This is a genomic window from Fructilactobacillus cliffordii, from assembly GCF_024029355.1.
GTDB lineage: Bacteria > Bacillota > Bacilli > Lactobacillales > Lactobacillaceae > Fructilactobacillus > Fructilactobacillus cliffordii.
The window spans coordinates 1,010,987-1,029,591 of the sequence record NZ_CP097117.1; the positions used below are offsets into that span (position 1 = coordinate 1,010,987).

The window sequence follows — 18,605 nt, forward strand, 5'->3', positions numbered from 1 at the left end:
AAGATGTTCAACATTGGCATGAGCGTGGTTTCATTGGCGCGGTTCCAGTTCGCCATGACCACGATTTTTCACTTTTTCTTTGTCCCGATGTCCATTGGATTAGGATTGTTAGTTGCAATCATGGAGACGATGTACGTCATTAAGAAGAAGCCGATTTACCTCACCATGACCAAGTTCTGGGGCAAGATTTTCTTGCTGAGCTTTGCCGTGGGAGTCGTAACCGGGATTATTCAAGAATTCCAGTTTGGGATGAACTGGTCTAACTACTCCCGTTTCATGGGAGATATCTTCGGGGCTCCGTTAGCCATCGAAGCGTTGCTGGCTTTCTTCCTGGAATCAACCTTCCTAGGGGTTTGGATGTTTACCTGGGATAAAATGAAGCCAGTTTGGCACTCGCTAATGATTTGGTTGGTAGTAATTGGTTCAACATTATCCGCCCTTTGGATCTTAGCGGCCAACAGTTTTATGCAGAACCCAGTGGGGTACAAGATTGACCCCAAAACTGGTCACGCAGTGATGACGGATTTCTTTGCCATCATTAAGAACCAACAACTCTGGTACGAATTTCCCCACGTTATCTTTGGGGCCTTCGTAACGGGGAGTTTCATCGTCGCTGGAGCATCTGCCTGGATGCTTTTTCGGAAGAAATCACCAGCTTTCTTCCGGAAATCAATGCGCCTTGGCCTGATTGTTGGGCTGTTTGGTCTACTCGGCGGATTTGTATCTGGAGACGGCCAGATGCTGTACTTAACTAAGGATCAGCCAATGAAGTTTGCGGCTGCCGAAGGGGAGTACAAAAACGTGAAAAGTCCAGCGGCTTGGAGCGTGGTGCAAATTTCAAATACCAAGGAAAAAACAGCTTCCTATCGAATCGAAATTCCGTACATGTTGGACTTGTTAACCTACCACAAACCGAGTGGAGATATCACCGGGATGGACCAAGTGAACAAAGACCTGCACAAGAAATACGATAAGAAGTTCGGGAAAAACATGAACTACTATCCACCAGTTAACACGTTGTTCTATTCCTTCCGGATTATGGTGGCAGGAGCCGGAGCCCTCGGAATGCTTTCCATTTTAGGACTGTGGTTCTCAAGAAAACGGAAAAATACGATCGTCAAACAGAAGTGGTTACTGCTCCTATTGACCCTCGCCACCTTCGGCCCGTTCTTAATTAACAGTTGTGGTTGGATTGTGACCGAATTAGGTCGGAATCCATGGGTTGTGTACGGATTACTCCCAATCGCGGATGCCGTTTCACCAAGTACAAGTGCCACAGCGGTCTTGTTTACGATTATTGTGTACTTCTTCCTCTTCTCGTTCCTGGGTGCGTTCATGTTTGTCTACGCCAAAAAGAACTTGGAAAAGGGACCAGAAGCCATCGACGATACAATCGAATACGATACGGAAGATCCGTTCTCAAAGGAGGCCTTTAGCAAATGAGTTTCTTACAATTACTATGGTATTTTGTAGTAGGTCTGTTATTTGCCGCTTTCTTAGTGCTAGACGGGGCCGACTTAGGAATCGGAATGGCAACGCGCTTTTTAGCGTTTAACTACGACGAACGGCAACAGTTACTACGCACAATTGGACCTCACTGGGACGGAAACGAAGTGTTCCTGATTGCTGCTGGGGGATCAATGTTTGCCTCGATGCCGATGTGGTATGCGAGCCTCTTTTCTGGTTTCTACTTGCTCCTCTTCTTAGTGTTAATTGCTCTAATTTTTCGGGGAGTTTCGTTTGAATTTGCCGAAAACGCCGAAACCAAAAAGGGCCGGAACGCGTGGATGTGGACGAACTTCTGGGGTAGTTTATGTACGGCCTTCCTGTTTGGAATGCTCTTTACGGCCATGATTCAACCAGTGCCAATTGATGCCCAAGGTAATATCTTTGCAAGCTTTCTTGACGTGGTCAACCCATTGTCACTGCTGGGTGGGGTGGCTTTGACGGCATTGTGTCTCTACCAAGGACTACATTATGCTACGTTACGAACCTCCGGCTTAATGCGGGACCACGCCGCCACTTTGTGTGGGAACTTGTACTGGGCTGCTTACCCGGTAGAAGTGCTCTTTGCGATTGCACTCTACTTTCAAACGGATTTCTTTGTGACCCATCCGCTTGCTACGCTATTCTTCTTAGTGGTAATTGTGGCTACAACCGTGTGGGGGCACATCGCGACGATTCGGGATCGAGAATGGTCGGCTTACATTGCCAGCACAGTCACTTTGGTAGCCCTCGTGGCGTTAATCTTTGTGGGATTGTTCCCGAACGTTTTGATTGCCAGAAATTCGGCCCACACGATTAGCATTGTGTCCGCTTCTGCTACTAGTTACACACTTGGAGTGATGACGGTGGTCTTGTGCATTCTCTTGCCAATTGTGATTGCTTACTTTGCGTGGAGCTACATCTCCCAGTGGCACCGGGTTTCATTACAGGAAGTTCAAGAAGACCAAGACGGTTATTAGACCTCAGTAAGGATTGATAATATGTTTGATCAACAGTTACTATCAATTCCGGGAATTAAAAAATTGATTGGAAAACTTAGCGGGCTTGCCGTGTTACAGGCACTAACCATCGTGTTAGAGGCGGTGTTCTTAGCGCGAGCGCTCGTGGTGGTTTGGCAGCGAGAAAAGATAGCGGCACTAGTGGTGCCGGTGCTATCTTTTTTTGTTTTTTTTGCCCTTCGGTATTTAATTACTCGAATTGAAAGTCAAATTACGGATAATTTTGCTGATCACACGGTTGATCAGTTAAAGGAACAACTCTTACAACAGGAATTTCGCCTGGGACCACGAATGGTAGCTGACGTTGGTTCGGGGCACGTGGCCACGCTGGCATTAGAAGGGCTGGACCAGGTGCAAAATTACCTAGATTTAATCGTGCTGAAAACGATTAACATGGCAATTATTCCTTGGATTATCGTAGCCTACATCTTCTTCGTAGATTGGCTGTCCGCTGTGATTTTGTTACTAATGTTTCCCGTGATTATTTTATTCATGGTTATCTTGGGACTGTCAGCCAAATCTAAATCAGACCAACAGTATGCCGAGTTTAAACAGATGGCGAACGTCTTTGTCGACAGTATTCGGGGACTCAAGACGCTGAAGCTGTTTGGTTTGAGTAAAAAGTACGGTGACAACATCTATCGGGTGAGTGAAAACTACCGGAAAAGTACGATGAGTGTGCTGAAGGTAGCGTTATTGTCAACGTTTGCACTCGATTTCTTTACCACGATTTCGATTGCCATCGTGGCGGTTTTATTGGGGCAGGCTTTAATTGTCGGTTCGATTGGTTTGCTCCCGGCGCTGATCATCCTGATTCTGTGTCCGGACTACTTTTTCCCGGTGCGCGACTACGGAGATGACTACCACGCCACCTTGGACGGAAAGAACGCGCTGACGGAAATTAACCGGATTCTCGCGATTCCTGCTCCGCATAGCGAAGTCCCACTCGTGGACTTTCAGAATTGGGCAAAGGATAGTCAGTTAGACGTGCGCGACTTGAACTTTACCTATCCCCAAGCAGACCAACCGGCGCTATCTGACCTGAACTTTACGTTACACGGCGACTCGAATGTTGGTATTATCGGAAAATCGGGAGCCGGGAAGTCAACACTTCTCAACGTGTTAGGTGGTTGGTTACAACCAGATGCTACTGAAAAAGATCAGCCGTTGGTTGTCGACGGTCAGGACGTGGATAGTCTGGCGCAACCCGCTTGGCAAAAGCACATCAGTTACATTCCCCAGCACCCTTACATTTTTGCTGGTACGATTGCCCAAAACGTGGCTTTTTATAAGCCGGTTGCCGACAAAGCCGCCATTCAACAAGCAGTGCACCAAGCAGGTCTCGACAAGTTTATTGCCGAATTACCGCAGGGATTGGAAACGGTAATTGGTGAAGGAGGCCGGGGAATTAGTGGGGGGCAAGCTCAACGAATTGCTTTGGCACGGGCGCTGCTAGACACGGAACGGACGATTCTATTGTTTGACGAACCAACCGCCCACCTGGATTTGGAAACAGAATACGAATTAAAACAAACCATGACCAAGGTCTTTCACAATCATTTGGTCTTCTTTTCGACCCACCGCTTGCATTGGGTGAGCGCGATGGATTATGTGTTAGTGATGGACCAGGGTCGGATTGTGGAACAAGGAACGCCGGCGGAATTAAAGCAAAAGAATGGTGTTTATCAAGAACTAGTGAATGAGATTCGAGGTGAAAACAATGCAGAATAAGTGGCAACAAGATCAGTGGGTCCGCCCCAACTTAAAACGGTATCGTAAGTTGCTCTGCCTAGTTTTCTTCCTGGGAGTCATCACGATCTTATGTGGGGTTGGGTTGATGTTTGTGGCCGGGTATTTGATTAGTCGGACCGCGACGCATCCCTATAACATCCTGGTCGTGTACGTGCCAGTGCTGTTAACCCGGGCATTTGGGATTGGCCGACCGGTCTTTAAATACCTAGAACGAATCAATAGTCACAACTGGGTCTTAAAGATTACGTCTAGCTTGCGAAAACGGCTGTACGTGACCCTCGAAAGTTCTGCTTTGTTTTTAAGCGAACAATTTCAATCAGGGAAACTGCTGGGATTTTTAGCCGATGACATTGATCACCTGGAAAACCTCTACCTGCGGACGATTTTTCCCATCGTAGTGGCCTACCTAACCGGAATTGTGCTGTTAATTGGACTAGGAATCGTGAGCTGGCCATACGCGCTGGTGATGTTCGTCCTCTTTGCCATCATCTTGGGGGTGATTCCACTTCTCTCCCAATCGATTCAGGGAGCCACCCGGGTTCGGCAACGAGAATTGGTGCAGGATTCCTATCAACGACTGACGGATGCCACTTTTGGGATTGCCGACTGGATGATTTCGGGCCGGGAAACTGAATTCGTGCAAACAGTACGTAAACAGGACGAACCCGCCGGAAAGTTGAACCGCAAGGCCAACCTGTTTGAATGGAACCGGGACTTTGTAGTAAAGCTGTTATTTGGACTGATGATTATGGTGACCATCGGCTGGGCAGCGTTAGCGCTAACAGGACACCAAGAAAGTGCTAATTACGCGGCCGCCTTTACTCTGGGGATTTTCCCGCTGATGGATTCCTTTGGCGCGGTTCCACAGGCGGCTGAGGAAGGACCGATGTATCAAGAATCACTGAATCGGTTAAACGACCTCTCCCACCAGGTGAAACCCCAACCAGTAAAGCCAGAACATTTACCAGCTCCACAATCATTACAAAAGATTCACTTTGAGAACGTTAGTTTTCACTATCCCAAGACGGACACGGACATCATTCAACAAGTGTCGTTTACCGTTCCAGCGGGACAGTCGCTTGCCATTATTGGCCCAAGTGGGGTGGGGAAAACGACCCTTTTGGAATTGCTAACTGGAAGTTTGGTTCCCACCCAAGGACAGGTTTGGTTTGACCAGTTGCCAGCGCATGACCTCCAGGCCGTGGCCGATCAGTGGTTTAGTGTGTTAGACCAGCAACCGTTCTTATTTAACACTACCATCATGAACAACGTCCGGATTGGAAATGAGCAAGCTACAGATGACGACGTCAAAAAAGCCATCCAGGAAGTGGGTCTCGCTGACTTAGTCAACGAGCTCCCGGATGGCTTGGAAACGGATGTAAGTGAAAATGGAGTGCGGTTATCCGGCGGTCAACGGCAACGCTTGGCATTAGCTCGAATTTTACTGCAGGATAACCCAGTGGTGGTTTTAGATGAACCCACCGTGGGGCTTGATCCGATTACCGAACAGCAGTTAATCACGACGATTAACCGCGTCTTGGCTGGGAAAACCATGATTTGGGTGACCCATCATTTACAGGGATTGAACCACGTGAACCAGATTATCTTTTTGGAAAACGGGCACCTGAAAATGCAGGGGACGCCAGCAGAGTTATATCGGACCAACGAACGCTACCGCAACTTGTACCGGATGGATTTAGGCGAATAATTAGAGCGTGGAAAACACACGGTGTAGTAACTTACGGAGCAGTCTGGTACTCGAGTTTTGGGGCAACTGGTCTAACAGTTGTAAGGACGCATGAACGTAGTTTTCCCCAATGGTTTGAGCGGCTGCTAGTCCACCACTTTCCGTTACTAACTGAACAATTAGATTAAGATCACCAAGTTCGAGGTGGTCTTTTTTTAATAGGACGGCTAATTCAGGACCCCGGTCGCTAGCCAGCGTTTTAATAATCGGGAGGGTGTAGGTCCCTTCCTGGACATCATTCAGGCGGGGTAACCCGGTTTTAGGATCCACCCGAAAGTCAGTTAAGTCGTTCAAAATTTGAAAGGCAAAGCCAATTTGATTGCCCAATTCTTCAGCCGTTTGAGCGGTCGCGTAATCAGCACCGGCTAATCGAGCGCCCTGCCCAAAGCTAATCCGAAATAGCTCGTTCGTTTTCCCTTGGACGGCACGCAAGTAGTCGGCTTCCGTCCGGTGCAAGTTAAAGTTTAATTCCGTTTGTTGAATTTCTCCGGCTAGCACGGCTTTCATGGCAGTGACACAGTATTCCAGGTTGGTAAAATCAGTTGAATAGCTCAAGAGCAGTTCAAAGTACTTGGTAAAAAGGTAATCACCTAGGTAGATGGCTGTTTGTTCCCCAAACTGAGAGTTCAGGGTCGGTTGCCCCCGGCGGATGGTGGCGTCGTCAATGACGTCATCGTGCACGAGGGATGCCAAATGAATGACCTCGACCGCCGCCGCTGCGTTGATTACCCGGTCACGGTCGGGAGTTTCCGGTCCCCAGGTACTGGCCAGGAGGACAAATGTGGCCCGTAACATTTTCCCACTACCGGTAATTAACTTTTGCAGGGCTGCTTTTTGGGTGGGATTTTCGACGTTTAACTGGAGTAGGCGCTGTTCCACCGCATGTAAATCGGTTTGGAGTTGTGGGGGCAAAACGTGAGTTAGTTTATCCATTGATTTGTGTTTTCCTTCTAAACTAAAGTGTGCAAATGAGTGAAAATTAATCATTCGGTAAGATTGGCAAAGTGACCGTGGACGAGGTCCGCAATTTGTTTCGCGTTGACGAGGACGGACCGACCAATTTGACCAGAGGAGACCACGATGTCACCTTGGTCCCGGGCGCTCTTGTCAAAGTAAATGGGATAACCTTTTTTTTCATAAATGCCGATGGGCGTGTTGGCACCGTGCTCGTAAGTAGTGGTCTGTTCGAGCTCTTTGAGAGGAATCATTCCCACTTTTTTATTGCCAGAAGCTTGCGCCATTTTTTTATAACTTAACCGAGAATCCAGCGGCACCACGCCGACGACGGGTCCCGTATTTTTACCAGTTAACGCGAGTGTTTTGTAGATTTGGTGGTCGGGATAATCGGATGCGTTGGTATCTAGTTGGGCGACGTCCCCATCTTTGTAAGTGGGAAAGATAACTTGTTGGTAGGGGATCTTGTGTTGACTTAAAATTTGTTCCACTAGGGTTTTGTGAATTTTATTTTTCTTGTGCGCCATTGTAGTTCACCTCCGTTTTATTTTAGCATAACTTACCGGCCGGAAATTTTTAATGACAATCTCTACTTTATAATGTACAATGGGTTTGAATTCCAATTAATTTATAAAGGAGAGATTGCGGATGGCAGAAGAACAAAAGAAACACCATTTAGTTGAATATGCGAACGGCAAATCACTAGATGAGATCAACGGTTCCATCGAAGTTCCGAAGAACATTGGCTTTTGGAAAACCTTGTTCATGTATTCAGGACCAGGAGCACTGGTAGCGGTGGGGTACATGGATCCCGGAAACTGGGCGACGTCCATCACTGGGGGACAAAACTTCCAATTCATGCTGATGTCCATCATCTTGATTTCAAGTTTGATTGCGATGTTGCTACAATACATGGCAGCTAAACTTGGGATCGTGACCCAAATGGATTTAGCCCAAGCAATTCGAGCCCGGACTAGTAAAGGACTCGGAATTGTACTTTGGATTATGACTGAGTTAGCGATTATGGCAACTGATATCGCGGAAGTTATCGGGGGTGCGATTGCCCTCTACTTACTGTTCGGGATTCCGATTGTCTGGGCGGTAATGATTACCGTACTGGACGTGTTGGTCTTGTTGCTATTAACCTCGATTGGATTTAGAAAGATTGAAGCCCTTGTCGTTGCTTTGATTTTAGTAATTTTCTTAGTCTTTGCTTACGAAGTGGCCTTGTCTAAACCAGACTGGTTAGGCGTTTTAAAGGGCTTGGTTCCTAGCTTAGACACGATTAAGGAAAAACCAGTAGTGCACGGAATGACGCCGTTAACCGGGACGTTAGGGATTATCGGGGCAACGGTGATGCCCCATAACTTGTACTTGCACTCTGCGATTGCCCAAACGCGGAAAATCGATCACAGTGACGAAGATGATATTGCTCGTGGCGTGAAATTCTCCGCCTTTGATTCCAACATCCAGTTATCAATGGCTTTCTTCGTGAACGCCCTCCTCTTAATCATGGGGGTGGCCGTCTTCAAATCTGGAGTAGTGGAAGATACTTCCTTCTTCGGATTGTACGATGCTTTGAAGAACCCGGCCTTTATGACCAACGGGTTACTGGCTGGAGTTGCTAAAACGGGGATTCTTTCTACGTTGTTTGCGGTGGCCTTGTTAGCTTCCGGACAAAACTCGACGATTACGGGAACCTTAACCGGTCAAGTAATCATGGAAGGATTCGTCCACATGCGGATGCCGTTGTGGGCCCGGCGGTTAGTAACTCGGTTGCTTTCCATCATCCCAGTGTTACTCTGTGTCTTGATGTCAGCTGGAAAACCAGAATTGGCACAACATGCGGACATCAACAACCTGATGGAAAACTCCCAGGTCTTTCTGGCGATTGCTTTGCCATTTTCAATGTTACCAGTGCTGATGTTTACGAATAGCCCAGTTGAAATGCACGGGAAACGCTTCGTGAACTCTTGGTGGATTAAGATCTGTGGTTGGGTTTCTGTAATTACCTTAGTGTTCTTGAACATTTACAACATGCCGAGTGCGGTGCAAGGATTCTTCGGGGATAACCCATCAGCCAGTCAAGTGACGTTGGCTAACGGAATTGCCTGGACGGTTAACATCTTCATCTTGGCCTTATTAGCTTGGGTTCTGTACGATATCATTCGTTCAGACAAAAAGCTGGAAGCCAAGCACGAAGCGCAAGCTGACGCTGAATAAAATCAATCAAAGGAACGCCTCACTCCGATTTCGGAGGGGGGCGTTTTTTAATGCCGGATTCCAGTTGGCACCGTAATTCTGCTATACTCTAATTATTCAATGAAAAATGAGGTAGGTTGTTTGTGGCTGATTTAGTGTATCAAAAAGTAATGAAAAAATTGAAAGAACAAATTCGGAGCGGCCAGTTTACGAATAATCGCTTGCCAGACGAGCGGACCCTCAGCGAAACGTATCAGGTTAGTCGCAGTTCGATTAAGCGCGCCCTCAGCATTTTGGCTCAGCAGGGGGTCATCTTTAAAAAACGGGGATCGGGAACGTTTGTGAACCCGTTGTACCTTAAGAACAAATCGATTTTTCGCTACGAAGGTTCGAACTTAGGAATTACCAACAACTTGAAAACGGAGGGGTACGAACCCAGCATTCGGGTGCTGGATTTTCAGGTGATTCCCGCGCCCGCTGAGGTCAAGGAAAGTCTGTTTTTACAGGACGAAGAGTTTGTCTACGAAATTAAACGACTCCGGCTGTTAAACGACCAAGCGATTATTATCGAAACGAGCTACATTCCGATTAAGATTGCACCGGCATTGACCAGAGAAATCGTGGCTGGGTCCTTGTTTGCTTACTTTGCCAAGGAATTGCACCATACCGGAACCAAGGCGGTGATGTCGTTAAAGGTTGAACCGAGCAACGCTAACGATCAAGAACTGTTGCACCTGACCGCGACCGAACCGGTGGGCATCATGGAAGGCATCTTTTTCCTGGATAACGGGACGCCGTTTGAACTGTCGAAGATGCGGGTTCACTACTCTTACTTTAGCTATAACACCTTCGTGGACCTGCCTAATTAGGGTAAAAACGATTTGGTTAAATTTCTATAAATTGATACGTACCAATTGCTGAATTGTTTGACTTTTCAATAAAAGTTGTTAAGATAGATGTTGTAGTTGAGTGCGGATGAGAGCGCATTCAGACTGTTTCTTCAGCCGTTAGGTTGATAATATTAAAAAGGAGTGTTATTGCATGTCAGTAGATTATGATTCAAAAGAATACCTTGACAGAATGAAGCAATACTGGAACACTGCCAACTACTTATCAGTTGGTCAATTGTTCTTACGTGCCAATCCTTTACTTAAGGAACCCTTAACTGCAGATGACGTTAAGGTTAAACCAATTGGACATTGGGGTACGATTTCATCACAAAACTTTATTTACACCCATTTAAACCGTGTAATTAACAAGTACGACCTCAACATGTTCTACATTGAAGGTTCTGGTCACGGTGGCCAAGTAATGGTTTCTAACTCATACATTGATGGAAGCTATTCTGACATTTATCCAGAAATCACCCAAGACGAAAAGGGTATGGCTAAGTTGTTCAAACAATTCTCCTTCCCAGGTGGAATTGCTTCTCACGCTGCCCCAGAAACACCAGGTTCAATCCACGAAGGTGGAGAATTAGGTTACTCACTTTCTCACGGGGTTGGTGCCATCTTGGATAACCCAGATGTAATCGCTGCCGTTGAAATCGGTGATGGTGAATCTGAAACTGGTCCTTTAGCTGGTTCATGGTTCTCAAGCAACTTCATTAACCCAGTTACTGATGGTGCTGCACTTCCAATTATCAACTTGAACGGTTTCAAGATTGCTAACCCAACGATCTTTAACCGGACTTCTGACGAAGACTTACAAAAATACTTTGAAGGTTTAGGTTGGAAGCCATACTTCGTTGAAACGAACGAACCTCACGGAACTGACGTTGACGAAGTTAACGAAAAATTAGCTAAAGCAATGGATGCTGCCATCGAAGACATTCAGGCCATTCAAAAGAACGCTCGTGAAAACGAAACTGCTGAAACAGCAACTCGTCCACAATGGCCAATGATTATCTTCCGTTCCCCTAAGGGTTGGACTGGTCCAAAGGAAAACCCAGAAGGCTTACCAATCGAGGGTTCCTTCCGTGCTCACCAAGTTCCATTGTCATTAAGCTCTGACAACATGGAAACTGCTGACGAATTTGTTAAATGGATGGAAAGCTACAAGCCAGAAGAATCATTTAACGAAGACGGTTCTATCAAGGAAGAATTGGTAGAATTAGCACCTAAGGGCGACAAGCGTATGTCAGTTAACCCAATTACTAACGGTGGAATTGACCCGCAACCATTAGACTTGCCTGATTACAAAAACTACGCTGTTGACGTTCAAACTCCAGGTGCTACTGAAGCAATGGACATGGTCGTTTGGTCTGACTGGGTTCGTGACACAATGAAGAAGAACCCGAACAACTTCCGGGCCTTTGGACCTGATGAAGCTTGGTCAAACCGGCTTTGGGGTGTCTTTGAAACCACTAACCGTCAATGGGAACGTCAAATTGACGAACCATACGACGAACACATGGCTCACTATGGTCGGATTATTGATTCTCAATTATCCGAACACGATGACGAAGGTTGGTTAGAAGGTTACGTCTTAACTGGTCGTCACGGTTTCTTTGCAACTTACGAAGCCTTTGGACGAGTAGTAGACTCTATGCTGACCCAACACTTCAAGTGGTTACGGAAAGCTTCAGAAATGAAGTGGAGAAAACAATACCCATCATTGAACTTCATTGATTCGTCAACTGTTTTCCAACAAGACCACAATGGTTACACTCACCAAGATCCAGGTATGATTACCCACTTGGCTGAAAAGAAACCAGCTTTCATCCGGGAATACTTCCCAGCTGATGCTAATACGTTATTAGCTACTGCTGATGTTGCTTTCTCAGATTACGAAAAGATCAACTTGATCACCACTTCAAAACACCCACGTCCACAATGGTTTAACATTGACGAAGCTACTGATTTAGTTCACAACGGACTTGGTAAGGTAGAATGGGCTTCAACTGACAACGGTGAAAAGCCTGACATCGTCATTGCTTCTGCCGGAGTTGAACCAACGCTGGAAGCATTAGCTGCTATTTCAATCTTGCACAAGAGCTTCCCAGACTTGAAGATTCGGTTTATCAACGTGGTTGACTTACTGAAGTTGCGGAGTCCTAAGTTTGACCCTCGTGGCTTGAGTGATGCTGAATTTAACAGCTACTTCACCACTGATACTCCAGTTCTGTTTGCCTTCCACGGTTTTGAAGACATTATCAGAACGATCTTCTTTGACCGTGACAACCACAACGTTGACGTGCACGGTTACCGTGAAAATGGTGATATCACTACTCCATTCGACATGCGGGTCTTGAACCAATTAGACCGGTTCGACCTTGCTAAAGATGTTGTGGAAAATGTGCCTGGCTTAGCTGAAAAGCACCCAGAATTCATCCAAAAGATGAATGCAATGGTAGACAAGCACAACCGTTACATCCGCGAAGTTGGTACTGATTTACCAGAAGTAACGAACTGGAAATGGGAACCATTAAACAAATAAGCTTGTAACGAGCTGATGAAAAAGACTCGCATTGCGGGTCTTTTTTATTATGCGTTTAATTACGAATGATGGTTCTGATTTTGAAGCTTTGAAGTAGAAAAAAATTGATACATGGGTTTGACAGCCATGGATTTTCGTGTTTAAATAAAAACATCATCTTTTCAGAAAGGAATTAAACTCATGCCAACTCGGAAGGTAACGATGACGACCATGTGGGTCAACTTTTATAACTTCGCTTATTTTCAGTAGCCGTTCGCAGGAATTTAGATGCGAACGGGACCGTTCGTATCTAAGCGGAGTAGGTTTAAGTTACTCAGTTAGATGCGCTAACCATAGTTAATCTAACTGGGACTCATCGTTAATTGCCACGGGAAGCATCTTTAATTCCACAAATGCAATTTTAAAACCAGTCAGACTAGCTTCAGGTTAGCCGGGCTGGTTTTTTTGTTGTTTAAGAAGGGAGTAGTTATGGAAATTCATAAACGGCGGTTAAGCTGGAGCTTATACTTCAATTATTTCATTCATGGGTTTGCACTGATTATTTTAGCCCAAAATATGACCAGTTTAGCGACTAGCTGGCAGACCACGATTGCGGTGGTCTCCTACGTTATGTCGGGAGTTGGGATTGGGCGGTTAATCGCTTATCCGTTGACCGGTTTGCTCGCTGACCGACTGAGTCGCAAGCTCTTTGTTTATCTTGGGATGGTCGGGTACCTGATTTTTGCCCTCGGCATGGTCTTAACGCCTAATTTAGTGATTGCGTACGGACTAGCTATTATTGCCGGGATGTCCAATTCAGCTTTAGATACGGGAACATACACCACGTTGGTGGAGTTAAACGATGGTAACGGAGCCGGAACGGTTTTAATCAAGGCGTTTATGTCAGCCGGAGAATTCATCCTACCGTTAATTGTGGTTGCCTTACACGATCATCGCTGGTGGTATGGTTGGGCCTTTGTTCTAATGGCACTTTTGTTAGTTGTTAACCTAGTTAATTTAATTCCGTTGCATTTCCCCAAGGTCCAATCAGGTGTTACTACGGAAGCTACGAGCGTCCAACCAGTATTGACCCGCAACCGGCGGGGGATAGTGACAGCGCTCCTCCTAGTCTACGGGTTTACCTCCATGGCGGTGATGATCTGTTTCACGCAGTGGATTACCCTTTTTGCCCAGCAAAGTCTGCACTTTTCCACCGGATTGGCCCACTTATTACTGTCGCTATACAGCATCGGTTCAATCAGCGGGGTATTGGTGTTGTACTGGCTGTTAAAACGCCAAGTAGCAGAAAAATTACTGTTAGTCCTTCTTAATGGAGGAGCTTTGGTTTCATTGCTGATGGTTAGTTGGGGTCAACTGCCGTTGGTCGTGGCAATTGGCGGTATTCTCTTTGGCTTTTGTGCCGCAGGTGGAGTAATGCAAACTGGTCTGACGCTCTTCATGAAACTATATCCGCGCCATCGTGGGTTGGTAACCGGATTGTTCTACTTTTTCGGGAGTTTAGCGTCATTGTTAGTCCCACTATTGAGTGGCTGGCTCTCCCGAACCAGCATTCGGAGTGCTTTTAGTGCTGATGTGCTGGTGGCAGCCTTGGGAGTAGGCTTAACGCTTGTTACGTTTTTATTATTACGCAAGGAGGATTAACCATGGAACCATTAGAACAACAACGACATCGGATTAACCAGATGGACGAGCAACTGATTTCGTTGCTGGAAGAACGATTAACCGTTGCCACTGAAATTGCGACCGCTAAAGCACGGCAGCACCAACCGATTTATGATTCACGGCGCGAAGCAGTGGTCTATGAACACATTCAGAAACAGGCGGAGCAGCAACAATTAGTTCCGTATTTAACTGAGATTTATGCCGCCATCATGCAAGCCACCAAAAAATTAGAAGAAGACGAACAGGAGGATCAACATGCTTAATTACGTTACTGCCGGAGAATCACACGGTCCCCAATTAACCGGGATCATTACGGGAGTTCCCGCCGGACTGAAATTGGATTTGGATGAAATTAACGCCGCGTTAGCAGCCCGCCAAGGGGGTTACGGCCGGGGAAATCGACAAAAAATTGAGCACGATCAGGTTCAAATCGTGGGTGGGGTTCGGCATCTGATTACCCTCGGGAGTCCAGTGGCACTGGTAATCCAAAATCGCGATCACGCTCATTGGAGTCAGATTATGGATCCGACCGCTCCAGAAACGTCGCAGAACACGCTGCGGAAGGTAGAACGGCCGCGACCCGGTCACGCGGATTTGGTAGGCGGAATGAAGTACCGGCACCGCGACCTGCGGAACGTGTTGGAACGGTCGTCGGCGCGGGAAACCGCGATGCGAGTGGCCATTGGGAACATCTGTAAGCAACTGCTCCGGCAGTTAGACATCGATCTGGTGGGCTTTGTAACACAGGTGGGTTCCATCGGTGGCGAGCAAGTTCCGACTCACGATGTGGCGCGGGTGACCGCTGCAATTCAACAAAACGACCTCCGGATGGTCGATCAGGAGGAGGTCACTGCGGTGCACGATTTGATTGACCAAACGAAACGTGATGGCGATACCGTCGGCGGCATCATTCGGGTGATTGCTGAAAACGTACCCGCCGGATTAGGGAGTTACGTCAACTGGGATACCAAGTTAGACGCGAAACTCGCTGCAGCCGTGATGGGTGTCAACGCGATGAAGGGCGTTAGCATCGGGGATGGTTTTACGGCCGCCCAAAGTTTCGGAAGCCAGGTCATGGATCCGATTAACTGGGACGAAACGGAGCACTGGTCGCGTGCAAGTGACCATCTCGGGGGCTTTGAAGGTGGGATGACAAACGGAATGCCGATCATCGTGAATGCCGCAATGAAGCCAATTCCGACTCTGTATAAACCGTTACAGACCGCGGATGTGAACACCAAGGAAGCCAAGAAAGCGAACGTGGAACGCTCGGATACGACTGCGATTGTGCCAGCTTCCCTAGTAATCGAAAGCGTGGTAGAGATTGAACTGGCCAAGGTCCTGACGGAGACCTTTGATGGCAGCACTTTAGGCCGGTTACAGGAACAAGTGGCGGCTTACCGCCAGGAATTAGCGGATTATTAAGATGACGCGGGTGCATACGTTAGGACCACAAACCACTGATTGTTATCGCGCTGCGCAGGCTTATGTCGAACGCCATCCGGAGCATGAATATCAAATCATGCTGCATTCTAGTTTTGCCGCGGCCATTGCCGCTGTTACGAAGTACCCCGGGGAACAAATTTTACTACCGACGGCGCTGCAACTAGCGGATGGAACCGACTGGGGTGCTTTACACTATCGTTATCTGGAACGGTGGCAGTTGGTTGATGTTTTTTCCCATCCGCTCGATCCGTTGGTTTTGGTCCAGAGTCAGCGCCAGACGGGGTTCATCGATTTACATCCCGCGACGGCAGAATTAGCCCGGCGGTTGGTTGACGACCAACATGAACGGCGCTTTGCTGCGAGCAAGTGGGCTGCCTACCAAGCCTATCGGAACGATGGGGAATTTTGCATTACCAATCAAGCTAATTTAGACCCGCAAGAACGAATCTTAAACCGGTGGGACGTCGACATGGTCTGGACGGTTTACCAAGAACAGGAGGAGTAAAGATGCGCAAGTTAGAGCAAGCCCCCCACGGACTGCACGGAGAGCTCGCGGTGCCCGGGGACAAGAGTATTTCTCACCGAGCCCTGATGCTGGGCGCGGTGGCCACGGGAACCACGACTATCGAACATTGGTTAACCGGAGAAGATTGTCAGCACACGTTACAAGCATTGCGGGACGTCGGTGTTCCGATTGAACGGAAAGGAACTATGGTGACCGTGCACGGTAAGGGAAGCGCTGGCAACTTCGTGGCTCCCGCAACGTCGTTAGCAATGGGGAATTCTGGAACCACGACGCGCTTATTGATGGGACTTTTGAGCGGGACGTCATTTACCAGCAAACTGGTGGGGGATGATTCTCTAGAACGTCGGCCGATGCAGCGGGTTACGCAGCCGTTGGCAGAACTGGGCGTTAGAATTGACCTCACTGCAGCTGGAACGCTGCCAGCCCAAGTCCACGGTGGTCCGGTTCATGGTGGCACGGTGCGGTTGAACGTCGCCAGCGCGCAGGTGAAGAGTGCGGTGCTCCTAGCGGGTCTCAACGCGCCGACGCCCACGGTGGTAGTAGAAAAACTGCCCACCCGGGATCATACGGAAATCATGCTGCGCCAGTTTGGAGCGGATATCACAACGTCCGCGGATCAACGCACCATTACGCTGCAACCGCAGCCACACTTAACCGGGCAGACCGTGGTGGTGCCCGGGGACCTCTCCTCAGCCGCCTTCTTTTTGGTGGCGGCCACCATTGTCCCACAGTCCGAAGTGAAACTGACGAACGTTAACTTAAACCCAACCCGGACCGGCATTCTACGGGTCTTAGACCAGATGGGAGCGGATGTTACCATCGAACCGATTCCAACCACTGGAGAACCCCGGGGTAATTTGCTGGTTCGTAGCAGTCAGTTACAACCAATTCACCTGACGGCTTCTGACATTCCGGCGGTAATTGACGAGCTTCCGCTGGTGGCACTCTTAGCCGCTACGGCAGACGGGACCAGTACAATTCGCGGCGCTGTCGAGTTACGGGTTAAAGAAACCGATCGAATTTCGGTGCTGAAAACGGAACTAGAGAAACTGGGGGTCGCGGTGACCGAGTATCCCGACGGATTGGCGATTACCGGGCGTCCGGCGTGGGATGTCCAGGATTCAAAACTGGATAGCCATGGGGACCACCGAATTGGCATGATGCTTTCAATCGCAGCGTTACGGAGTCACACGCCGTTGATTCTGCAAAATGAGGAGGCCGTAGCGGTTTCCTATCCCCAATTTTTCACTGATTTAGAGCAACTACGGGAGGATCATTAATGACAACGGTTTTCATTCACGGATTTGGTTTGTTAGGAAGTTCGCTGGCGCGGGTGCTCCGGCAGGAAGCTGAACCGGTAACCATCATCGGGAGTGACCATAATCCTGCGCAAATTGAATATGCAAGGGAACACCAGTTGCTAGATCAAACGAGCACCGGCTTAGAGCGGGCGCCTGAAGCAGATGTGATTATTTTAGCGACCCCAGTGGATCAAATTAAGCAAACGTTGCGTGCGTTGGCAAAGTTGCCACTTCAACCGGGTGTGATTGTTACCGACGTGGGCAGCACAAAACAAAGCGTGGTGAAAGCGAGTCAAGCATTAGCGGCCACCCCCGCGGTCTTTGTTGGTGGTCATCCGATGGCCGGATCTCACAAAACGGGAGCACGCGCTGGGCGCGCCGATTTATTTGAAAATGCCTTCTACTTTCAAACTCCGCAAAGTAGTGCCGAACGAGCCGCAGCGCAGCAACTACAACACTTGCTTGCTGGAACGAAAGTCAAATTTGTCCAGATTACGCCCGAACGCCACGATCGGTTGGTGGGGCAGGTTAGCCATTTACCGCACGTGTTGGCGGCTGGACTGGTTAATCAGAGTAAGCAGGCACTGCAATCAGATTCGTTGGGACTGCGCGTGGCAGCCGGTGGTTTTAAATCCATGACCCGGATTGCAGCGGCTGATCCCACGATGTGGCAGTCGATTTTGCTCAACAATGGTCCGGTGGTAAGCGACCAAGTAGCTGCTTACATTGAAACGTTGCAACGGGTCCAGACTGCCATTAACCAGCAGGATGGTCCGGCTCTCTGGGAGTACTTTCAAAGCGCCCAACAAAGTCGGCAACAGCTGGAGCAACAGGATGATAACCAGGGTGCGGGCTTTTACGACCTCTTTTTAGACATTCCGGACCAACCGGGGACCATTGCGCGGGTGACAACGTTATTAGCCCAGGCTCACCTAAACTTGGTCAACCTGCAGATTTTGGAAGTGCGCGAGGATGTCAACGGAATCTTACAGCTAACCTTTAGTACGGCGGCAGATGCCCAACGGGCGGAGACGGCGCTCGCGCCCGAGTATCACATTGTGAGGAGGGATTAG

The 18,605-nt window shown here is 48.1% G+C and carries 15 protein-coding genes; 13 read left to right on the top strand and 2 right to left on the bottom strand.

Features of this window, described 5'->3' with window-relative positions:
* Nucleotides 1-3 precede the first annotated feature (3 nt).
* Genes M3M38_RS04975 through cydC form a run of 4 tightly spaced genes read left to right on the top strand, consistent with a single transcriptional unit; the run spans nt 4 to nt 5,964 of the window.
* A complete protein-coding gene (locus M3M38_RS04975; RefSeq protein WP_252813767.1) occupies nt 4-1,443 on the top strand; it encodes a cytochrome ubiquinol oxidase subunit I in 1,440 nt (479 codons plus the stop codon).
* Complete coding sequence (cydB, locus tag M3M38_RS04980; protein ID WP_252813768.1) at nt 1,440-2,465, top strand: cytochrome d ubiquinol oxidase subunit II; 1,026 nt, start codon at nt 1,440-1,442, stop codon at nt 2,463-2,465. The genes M3M38_RS04975 and cydB overlap by 4 nt, the downstream gene beginning before the upstream one ends.
* A 21-nt stretch (nt 2,466-2,486) precedes the next feature.
* Nucleotides 2,487-4,235 (top strand): thiol reductant ABC exporter subunit CydD, encoded by a 1,749-nt coding sequence (gene cydD, locus M3M38_RS04985; protein ID WP_252813769.1) that lies wholly within the window; start codon nt 2,487-2,489, stop codon nt 4,233-4,235.
* Nucleotides 4,225-5,964: a thiol reductant ABC exporter subunit CydC gene (gene cydC / locus M3M38_RS04990; protein WP_252813770.1), complete on the top strand. Its 1,740-nt coding sequence runs from the start codon at nt 4,225-4,227 to the stop codon at nt 5,962-5,964. The genes cydD and cydC overlap by 11 nt, the downstream gene beginning before the upstream one ends.
* On the opposite strand, the gene M3M38_RS04995 is transcribed toward cydC, so the two are convergent.
* Nucleotides 5,965-6,936, bottom strand: coding sequence for a polyprenyl synthetase family protein (locus M3M38_RS04995; RefSeq protein WP_252813771.1), 972 nt, complete (start codon nt 6,934-6,936; stop codon nt 5,965-5,967).
* Between the two features lie 50 nt (nt 6,937-6,986).
* Complete coding sequence (locus M3M38_RS05000) at nt 6,987-7,484, bottom strand: aminoacyl-tRNA deacylase (RefSeq protein WP_252813772.1); 498 nt, start codon at nt 7,482-7,484, stop codon at nt 6,987-6,989.
* 121 nt (nt 7,485-7,605) lie between these two features.
* On the opposite strand from M3M38_RS05000, the gene M3M38_RS05005 reads away from it, so the two are divergent.
* The 9 genes from M3M38_RS05005 (at nt 7,606) to M3M38_RS05045 (ending at nt 18,605) form a co-directional block, all read left to right on the top strand.
* Nucleotides 7,606-9,180 carry an Nramp family divalent metal transporter gene (locus M3M38_RS05005; RefSeq protein ID WP_252813773.1) on the top strand — a complete coding sequence of 525 codons (1,575 nt, stop codon included), beginning with the start codon at nt 7,606-7,608 and terminating at the stop codon, nt 9,178-9,180.
* Nucleotides 9,181-9,302: 122 nt separating this feature from the next.
* On the top strand, nt 9,303-10,028 hold the full coding sequence (locus M3M38_RS05010) for a GntR family transcriptional regulator (RefSeq protein WP_252766659.1): 726 nt from the start codon (nt 9,303-9,305) through the stop codon (nt 10,026-10,028).
* Nucleotides 10,029-10,200: 172 nt separating this feature from the next.
* Complete coding sequence (locus M3M38_RS05015; RefSeq protein ID WP_252813774.1) at nt 10,201-12,597, top strand: phosphoketolase family protein; 2,397 nt, start codon at nt 10,201-10,203, stop codon at nt 12,595-12,597.
* A gap of 468 nt (nt 12,598-13,065) precedes the next feature.
* A complete protein-coding gene (locus M3M38_RS05020; protein WP_252813775.1) occupies nt 13,066-14,238 on the top strand; it encodes an MFS transporter in 1,173 nt (390 codons plus the stop codon).
* A gap of 2 nt (nt 14,239-14,240) precedes the next feature.
* Entirely contained in the window at nt 14,241-14,522 is a 282-nt protein-coding gene (locus M3M38_RS05025) for a chorismate mutase (protein ID WP_252813776.1), read from the top strand.
* On the top strand, nt 14,515-15,684 hold the full coding sequence (aroC, locus tag M3M38_RS05030; RefSeq protein WP_252813777.1) for a chorismate synthase: 1,170 nt from the start codon (nt 14,515-14,517) through the stop codon (nt 15,682-15,684). Before M3M38_RS05025 ends, aroC begins: the two co-directional genes overlap by 8 nt.
* 1 nt (nt 15,685) lies before the next feature.
* The gene (locus M3M38_RS05035) at nt 15,686-16,210 is read left to right on the top strand and encodes a hypothetical protein (protein WP_252813778.1); all 525 of its coding nucleotides are present in this window, start codon (nt 15,686-15,688) and stop codon (nt 16,208-16,210) included.
* 2 nt (nt 16,211-16,212) lie between these two features.
* Nucleotides 16,213-17,511: a 3-phosphoshikimate 1-carboxyvinyltransferase gene (gene aroA / locus M3M38_RS05040; RefSeq protein WP_252813779.1), complete on the top strand. Its 1,299-nt coding sequence runs from the start codon at nt 16,213-16,215 to the stop codon at nt 17,509-17,511.
* Entirely contained in the window at nt 17,511-18,605 is a 1,095-nt protein-coding gene (locus M3M38_RS05045; RefSeq protein WP_252813780.1) for a prephenate dehydrogenase, read from the top strand. The genes aroA and M3M38_RS05045 overlap by 1 nt, the downstream gene beginning before the upstream one ends.